Origin of the sequence: Promicromonospora sp. NPDC023805, assembly GCF_040639635.1 — a bacterium.
Lineage (GTDB): Bacteria > Actinomycetota > Actinomycetes > Actinomycetales > Cellulomonadaceae > Promicromonospora.
In genome coordinates this window covers 159266-166587 of record NZ_JBFAAH010000013.1, presented here as the reverse complement: position 1 = coordinate 166587, position 7322 = coordinate 159266, and the positions used below count along the sequence as shown (strand labels likewise).

The 7322-nt window shown below is 69.1% G+C and carries 5 protein-coding genes; all 5 read right to left on the bottom strand.

Annotation, left to right across the window (positions count from 1 at the left end):
• Positions 1-171 precede the first annotated feature (171 nt).
• Genes AB0F70_RS14785 through AB0F70_RS14765 form a run of 5 tightly spaced genes read right to left on the bottom strand, consistent with a single transcriptional unit; the run spans position 172 to position 7100 of the window.
• Positions 172-1608: a GH1 family beta-glucosidase gene (locus tag AB0F70_RS14785; protein WP_357449206.1), complete on the bottom strand. Its 1437-nt coding sequence runs from the start codon at positions 1606-1608 to the stop codon at positions 172-174.
• Positions 1605-3872: an alpha-xylosidase gene (gene yicI, locus AB0F70_RS14780; protein ID WP_357449204.1), complete on the bottom strand. Its 2268-nt coding sequence runs from the start codon at positions 3870-3872 to the stop codon at positions 1605-1607. Before yicI ends, AB0F70_RS14785 begins: the two co-directional genes overlap by 4 nt.
• Before the next feature lie 55 nt (positions 3873-3927).
• The gene (locus tag AB0F70_RS14775; protein ID WP_357449202.1) at positions 3928-4824 is read right to left on the bottom strand and encodes a carbohydrate ABC transporter permease; all 897 of its coding nucleotides are present in this window, start codon (positions 4822-4824) and stop codon (positions 3928-3930) included.
• Between the two features lies 1 nt (position 4825).
• A complete protein-coding gene (locus AB0F70_RS14770; RefSeq protein ID WP_357449200.1) occupies positions 4826-5803 on the bottom strand; it encodes a sugar ABC transporter permease in 978 nt (325 codons plus the stop codon).
• Complete coding sequence (locus tag AB0F70_RS14765; protein ID WP_357449198.1) at positions 5796-7100, bottom strand: extracellular solute-binding protein; 1305 nt, start codon at positions 7098-7100, stop codon at positions 5796-5798. The genes AB0F70_RS14770 and AB0F70_RS14765 overlap by 8 nt, the downstream gene beginning before the upstream one ends.
• Between the last annotated feature and the right edge of the window lie 222 nt (positions 7101-7322).

Sequence of the window (7322 nt, the reverse complement as noted above, 5' to 3'; positions counted from 1 at the left end):
GGGCCCCGAGTTCCTCGCGCCAGAACGTATCGGCCCGACGCGCGTCGATCCCCGGCCGGTCGGTGAGCTTCCAGCCGTGCGGGCCCAGCTGGTCAATCAAACGACCGATCTCAACGCAACCGACCGAAGTGACCGGAGCCCGTCAGCAACCGACCGAAGTCAGGCCACCCGCTAGGCCGGTGAGACCTCGTCCGTGCCCGGGAGGGTGTTGGTCGTGGCCAGACGGCGGTACCAGTGCGCGGAGTCCTTCCAGGTGCGCTCCAGCGTGTCGTAGTCGACCCGGATGATGCCGAAGCGACGGTCGTACCCGTAGGCCCACTCGAAGTTGTCGAGCAGTGACCAGGCGAAGTAGCCGCGCACGTCCACGCCCTTGTCGCGGGCCTGACCGAGCGCCTCGACGTGGTCGTGCAGGTACGCGACCCGGTCGACGTCGTGCACGCGTGCCACGCCGTCCTCGGTCACCACCGTGTCCTCGAACGCCGCGCCGTTCTCCGTGACCATGAGCGGCTGGTCCGGGTAGGAGTCGCGCAGCGAGACCAGCAGCTCGGTGAGGCCCGCCGGCTCGATGTTCCAGCCCATGGCGGTGTACGGACCGGGCTGCGGCAGGAACTCGACGTCGTCCGCCGCGGGCCAGGGCGTGCCGGCGGAGTCCTTGTGCCCGTCGGCCTGCTGGCGCTCGCCCTCACCGGCGAAATGACGCACCCGCGCCGTCGAGTAGTAGTTGACGCCCAGCACGTCGAGCGGCTGCTTGGTGATCTCCAGGTCGCCGTCGAGCACGAACGACCAGTCGGTGACCGACGCGGTGTTCTCCAGCAGGTCCGCCGGGTAGACGCCCTCCAGCACCGGCGCCAGGAACGCCCGGTTGGCCAGCGCGTCGACCTTGCGGACGGCGCCCTGGTCGGCCTCGGACGACGGGTCGTCCGGCCGGAACACGTGCAGGTTCAGCGTGAGCGACGTCTTCGCGGAGTCGCCGAGCACCTCGCGGATCTGCTGGACGGCGAGGCCGTGCGCCAGGTTCAGGTGGTGCACCGCCTGCAGCGCGGCAAGGGACTCCGAGCGGCCCGGCGCGTGGACGCCGGAGCCGTAGCCCAGGTACGCCGTGCACCACGGCTCGTTGAGCGTGGTCCAGACGTCGATGCGGTCGCCGAGCTCCTCGGCCATCTTCCGGGCGTACCGCGCGAAGGCGTAGGCCGTCTCGCGGTTGGTCCAGCCGCCGGCGTCCTCGAGCTCCTGCGGGAGGTCCCAGTGGTAGAGCGTGACGACCGGCTTCACGCCAGCGGCGATCAGCCCGTCCACGAGGTCGGAGTAGAACTGGATGCCCTCGGGGTTGAACTCGCCGGAGCCGCCCGGCTGCACGCGCGGCCATGCGATCGAGAACCGGTAGGCGCCGAGCCCCAGGTTCTTGATGTGCTCGACGTCCTCCCGCCACAGGTGGAAGTGGTCGTCCGCGACGTCGCCCGTGTCGCCGTTCAGCGTCTTGCCGGGCGTGTGCGAGAACGTGTCCCAGATGGACGGGCCGCGCCCGCCCTCTGTCGCGCCACCCTCGATCTGGTACGACGCCGTCGCGGATCCCCAGAGAAACTCCGGGGGGAAACTCCGTGCACTCACAGTGCCACCTCTCCCGGGCCGGTGGCCCGTGCTGTCCGTCCTTCGTACTCGACGCCCCACTCGCCGGGGGCGTCCTCACTGGTGACCTGCACGACGCCGGAGACGTACCGCACGCGGAACGTCGCAGGGGCGCCGGTTCCACCGGGTACCAGGACCTCTTCGTCGAACCCCTCGGGCAGACGGGTGCAGCGTAACGTCACGCCCTCTGCCCAGGCGTAGTCCGGCCGGTCATCTCGATCACCAACGGGCAGCACCGTGCCGGGCCGGACGAACAGCGGGAGGCTGTCGAAACCGTGCTCCTCGGTGACCCAGCGCGGCCCGGTGACGGTAGGCGCAAGGCCCGCCACTGCGACGTCGGGCAGGCGGGTCCACTCGCCCTCCGGCAGGTAGTACTCCGCACGCGACTCGTGGAAGACCGGAGCGACGAGCAGCGACGGCCCCAGCATGTACTGGGTGTCGACGGAGGCGGCAGTCCGGTCCTCCGGGAACTGGAGCACCATCGGGCGCATGACGGGCAGACCCTCGCTCGCGGCCACCTCGCCCAGCCCGCCGAGGTACGGCATGAGCCGCAGCTTCAGCTTCGTGAACTTGCGGGTGACGTCGACCGCCTCGTCGTCGAACACCCACGGCACACGGTAGGAGCTGGAGCCGTGCAGCCGGGAGTGCGACGACAGCAGGCCGAACGCCGCCCACCGCTTGAAGACCGTCGGGTCGGGCGTGCCCTCGAAGCCGCCGATGTCGTGGCTCCAGTAGCCGAACCCGGACAGCGACAGCGACAGTCCGCCGCGCAGGGACTCCCCCATGGAGACGAAGGTGGACTCGCAGTCGCCGCCCCAGTGCACCGGGTACACCTGCGTGCCCGCGGTCGCGGACCGCGCGAACACGACTGCCTCGCCGCGCCCGCGCTCCTCCTCGAGCAGCTCGAAGACGACCTTGTTGTAGAGCGACGCGTAGTAGTTGTGCATGCGCTGCGGGTCCGACCCGTCGTGCCAGACGACGTCGGTGGGGATGCGCTCGCCGAAGTCCGTCTTGAACGCGTCCACGCCCTGGCGCAGCAGCACGCGGAGCTTGTCCTGGTACCAGGCGGCCGCGTCCGGGTTGGTGAAGTCGACGAGCGCCATGCCCGCCTGCCACTTGTCCCACTGCCATACGTCGCCCTCGGGCGTGGTGACCAGGTAGCCCTTCTCCTGGCCCTCGCGGAACAGGTGCGAACGCTGGGCGATGTACGGGTTGATCCACACGCAGACCTTCAGGTCCCGCTCGTGCAGCCTGGCGAGCATGCCCTCGGGGTCCGGGAACGTCGCCGGGTCCCACACGAAGTCGCACCAGTGGAACTGCCGCATCCAGAAGCAGTCGAAGTGGAACACCGAGAGCGGGATGTCCCGCTCGGCCATGCCGTCGATGAAGCTGTTGACGGTCTCCTCGTCGTAGCTCGTCGTGAACGACGTCGACAGCCACAGCCCGTACGACCAGGCGGGAACGATCGCGGGCCGCCCAGTCAGTGCCGTGTACCGGCGCAGGATGTCGGCGGGCGTCGGGCCGTGGATGACGTAGTACTGGAGCGACTGCCCGGCCACCGAGAACTGGGTGCGGCTGACGACCTCGGAGCCCACCTCGAACGAGACCCGCTCCGGGTGGGCCACGAACACGCCGTACCCGCGGTCGGTCAGGTAGAACGGCACGTTCTTGTAGGCCTGCTCGCTCGCGGTGCCGCCGTCCTCGTTCCAGACGTCGACGCTCTGGCCGTTCTTGACGAACGCGCCGAACCGCTCGCCCAGGCCGTAGACGTGCTCGCCCACGCCGAGCGCGAGCTGCTCGTGCACGAAGTCGCCGTCGGGCGTGCTCGCGATCCCGACGCTCCGGTCCGCCGACGAGGTGAGCACCTCGCCGTCGGCGATGAAGTCGACGTGCCACGGGCCGTCGGTGGCGACGCGCGCGGTGAGGCCGCCGGACGTGAGCTCGGCGGGACCGGTCTCGGGCACTACCACCTTGACCGCGCCGGGCTCCGCGTTGATCCCGAAGTGCGGGCCCGGGTCGCGGCGGCCCTGGTGGTGCTCGATGCGCACGCCGATGATGTCGTCCGCCGGAGCGTTGAACGTGACCGTCACGAGCGGGCGGTTCAGGGTGTCGCCACGCTTGGTGATCGGCACGGTGGGCGCGTACACGGTAAGGGTGTTGTCACCCGCCTCGACAGAGTCGACGTCCTGGGGACGGAGCATCTCGACGCCGGGGCGCAGCTGCCAGTAGCCGTCGGTGAATCTCATGGATGTGGCCTCACTCGTCTCTGTAGGGCGTAGGGAATCGTGGTGTGGAGCGCGGTCATTTGACCGCCCCGGCGGTCACGCCCCGGGTCAGGGTGCGCTGGAAGATGAGGAAGAACACGACAGCGGGCACGAGGGAGACGAGCGAGCCCGCGTTGATCGTCGGCGCGTCCATCATGCGATCGCCCTGCAGCGACGCCAGGGCGATGGGGATGGTCTGGGTGTCGTTGCTGGTCAGCATGACCAGCGGGATGAAGAACTCGTTCCAGGTCCAGATGAAGAAAAAGATCATCAGGACCGAGAGCGTCGGCCGCACGATCGGGAAGACGACCTGCCAGAGGATGCGCCACCGGCTCGCGCCGTCGAGCGCCGCCGCCTCCAGCAGCGCGGGCGGGAAGGTGCCGAGCACCGAGGAGAGCAGATAGGTGCCGAACGCCGACTGGATGACGGTGAAGATGATGATCACCGACCACTGCGAGTTCGACAGCCCTACCGACTGCGCCATGGTGAACAGCGGGTAGATCAGCGCCTCCTGCGGCAGCATGTTCGCCAGCAGGAACAGCGCGACGATCCACAGCCGTCCCTTCACCCGGCCGATGCCTATCGCGTACGCGTTGAGCAGCGACAGCAGCGCGCCGAGCACGGCCACGACGGCCGAGATGAACACCGAGTTCCAGAGCTTCACCGGGAACTCGGTGCGCTCCCAGAACGCCACCACCCCGTCGAGGTAGAGCGACGACGGCCACGACAGCGGGCCGTTCGCCGCGTAGTCCTGCGGCGACTTGAAGGCGTTCAGCACCATGATCCCGAACGGCGCGAGGACCGCCAGGGCCACGAGCACGGCGGCGGCCAGCACGAGCCAGCGGCCCGCGCCACGCCGGTAGCGGGAGTCGACGGCGGTGGTGCGCACCTGCGCGGGCCGCGTGGGCGGTCGCGCGTCTGTGGCGACAGCCATGTCAGATCCCCTCCCTCTCACGTCGTTCGGCCCGGTTCTGCAGGCCGAGGATGATCACGGCGACGACGACGATCACGAGGGTCAGCACCGTGGCGATCGCCGAGCCGTAGCCGACCTGGGACTTGTCGAAGAAGCTCAGGTACGAGTAGTAGCTGGGCACGAGGGTCGAGCTCTCGGGCCCGCCGCGCGTCAGCACGTAGATAGGTCCGAAGACCTTGAGCGCCGCGACCGTGCAGGTCAGCGTGACCACGAAGGTCTCGGGCCGGATCTGGGGCACCGTGATGGCCCGGAACCGGTCCCACCAGCCGGCGCCGTCGAGCTCGGCCGCCTCGTAGAGCTCCGGGTCCACCCGCTGCAGGGCAGCCATGAAGATGACCACCGGGTAGCCCATCTGGACCCAGATCAGCACGAGCATCACCGACGGCAGCGCCGTCGTGGGATCCCCGAGCCAGTTGGGCGGCGAGGCGATGCCCATCCCGCGCAGGATCTCGTTCAGCGCACCGGTCTGGGAGTTCAGGATCCAGTTCCAGAGCACACCCGCCACCGCGACGGGCAGGATCTGCGGCAGGTAGTAGGTGGCCCGCAGCACCGAGGAGACCTGCGCGCCGAACCGCCGTCCGAGGTAGTCGAACAGCACCGCCGCGAGCACCAGCCCGAGAAGCGTCGGCACCAGGACCATCGCGACGATCATCGCCAGCGAGTTGCCGAACGACGTCCAGAACTTGTCGTCGCCCATCAGGTCCGCGTAGTTGCCGAGCCCGTTCCAGCGCAGGGGCGCCATGCCGCCGCGCCACTTGAACAGGCTGAAGTACACGTTCGTCACGAGCGGGTACCCGATCACCACGATGAAGGCGATCGCGCCGGGCAGGAGGTACGGCAGGTACCCCACCCAGTCGGGCCGACGGCGGCGCGTGCCGCCCTGCGCTCGCGGGCCACCGGAGGCCCGCGAGCGCCGTTCGGTAAGGGTGCTGTCAGCCATCGAGCAGGTCGGCCTTGCCCTCGTCGTACGAGCTCTGGAGCCCGTCCAGCACCTCGTCCGGCGTCTTGGACCGGTTGACCAGTGACTGCAGCTCGCTGACGATCACGTCGTAGTAGCCGGCCACCGGCCAGTCGGGGTAGAACGCCAGGCCGTCCGCGTCGAGGATCGCCTGGAAGTTCTCGGTCAGCTCACGCGTGCGCTCGTCCTCGATGACCGAGGCGTCGCCCGCGACGGGCAGGCCGCCCTCGGCGGCGAGCACGTTCTGTACCTCCGGCCGGAGCGTGATGTCGATGAACTCCTCGGCGAGGCTCGGGGAGTCGGCGTTGGCCGGGACCACCCAGAGGTTGCCCGACGAACCCGTGTGCAGCGTGTTGCCCGGGAAGTTGAACTGGCCCCAGTCGGCCTCGACCTCGGTCGCGAGCCGGCCGAACCACCACGACCCGCTGACCATGAGCGGGTAGGTGCCGTCGATGAACGAGACGCCCATGTCCTCGGCGGTGAGCGCGGCCGAGTCGGAGGCGATGTAGCCCTTCTCGATCCACTCGTCGAGCTTCTCCGTGGCCTTGGTCATCGCGTCGTTGTGGAAGTCGACGTCGTTCGCGAAGAGCTGGTAGTCGTCCACCAGGGCGCGGTCGCCGTAGGCGAGGACGAGCTCGTACCAGAGCTGGCCGAGCGGGTACTCGGCGCCGGCCTCGGCCAGCGGCGTGATGCCCTCCTTCTTGAAGGCGGCCAGGACGTCCTCGAGCTCGTCCAGGTTCGTCGGCACCTCCAGGCCGTGCTCGGCGAACATGTCCTTGTTGTAGTAGACGCCGACGAACTCGCCGTAGTTGGGTACCCCGTACCACTCGCCGGAGCCCATGCGGCCCTGCTCGTCGTACGTGGCGGTGGTGGCGAGGGACCCGGTGAGCTTCTCGTCCCAGCCGCGTTCCGTGGCGGCGTCTGTCAGCGGTGTCAGGAGGCCCTGCGCCGCGAGCTGGCCCGCCGTCGCGTTGCCCTTGTTGAACTCCATGACGTCGGGCACGTCGTCGCCGGTGAGCACGATCTTGGCGTTCTTCTGGATCTGCTCGAACGTCTGCTTCTCGACGTCGACGGTGACGTCGGGGTTCTCCTCCTCGAAGATCTTGATGGCTTCGGCCCAGGCCTTGCCCATCGCCGAGTCCTCGTTCTCGTAGTGCCAGATCGTCAGCGTGCTGTCGTCGGTGTCGCCACCGCCACCGCTCTGGCCGGTGCAGCCGGTCAGGGCCAGCGCACCGGCCATCGCGGCAGCTACGGCAGTCATGGTCCGCTTGTGCTTCATCGCATCTCCTTGGTTTCGCCAGGCCGCCGGGGCAGTGGCGGGCGAGGGCTCGGTGCCCGGCACTGCGCCTGGTACCACGTGGTACCTCCCGCCGGACCGTCGTGCGGCGGAGCATGGTGCGTGATCGCCGGAGCGCCCTCGGGGGACGGTCGTCCGGCGGTCGCGACGAGCGCCCCACGTCGGTTGGTCCTCGGCATCCTTACCCTCTCGGCCGCGCCCAGA

Excerpts from the sequence above, each read along its gene's own strand:
- AB0F70_RS14775 (WP_357449202.1), bottom strand. The coding sequence starts at position 4,824 with ATGGCTGTCGCCACAGACGCGCGACCGCCCACGCGGCCCGCGCAGGTG.
- AB0F70_RS14765 (WP_357449198.1), bottom strand. The coding sequence starts at position 7,100 with ATGAAGCACAAGCGGACCATGACTGCCGTAGCTGCCGCGATGGCCGGT.
- yicI (WP_357449204.1), bottom strand. The coding sequence starts at position 3,872 with ATGAGATTCACCGACGGCTACTGGCAGCTGCGCCCCGGCGTCGAGATG.
- AB0F70_RS14770 (WP_357449200.1), bottom strand. The coding sequence starts at position 5,803 with ATGGCTGACAGCACCCTTACCGAACGGCGCTCGCGGGCCTCCGGTGGC.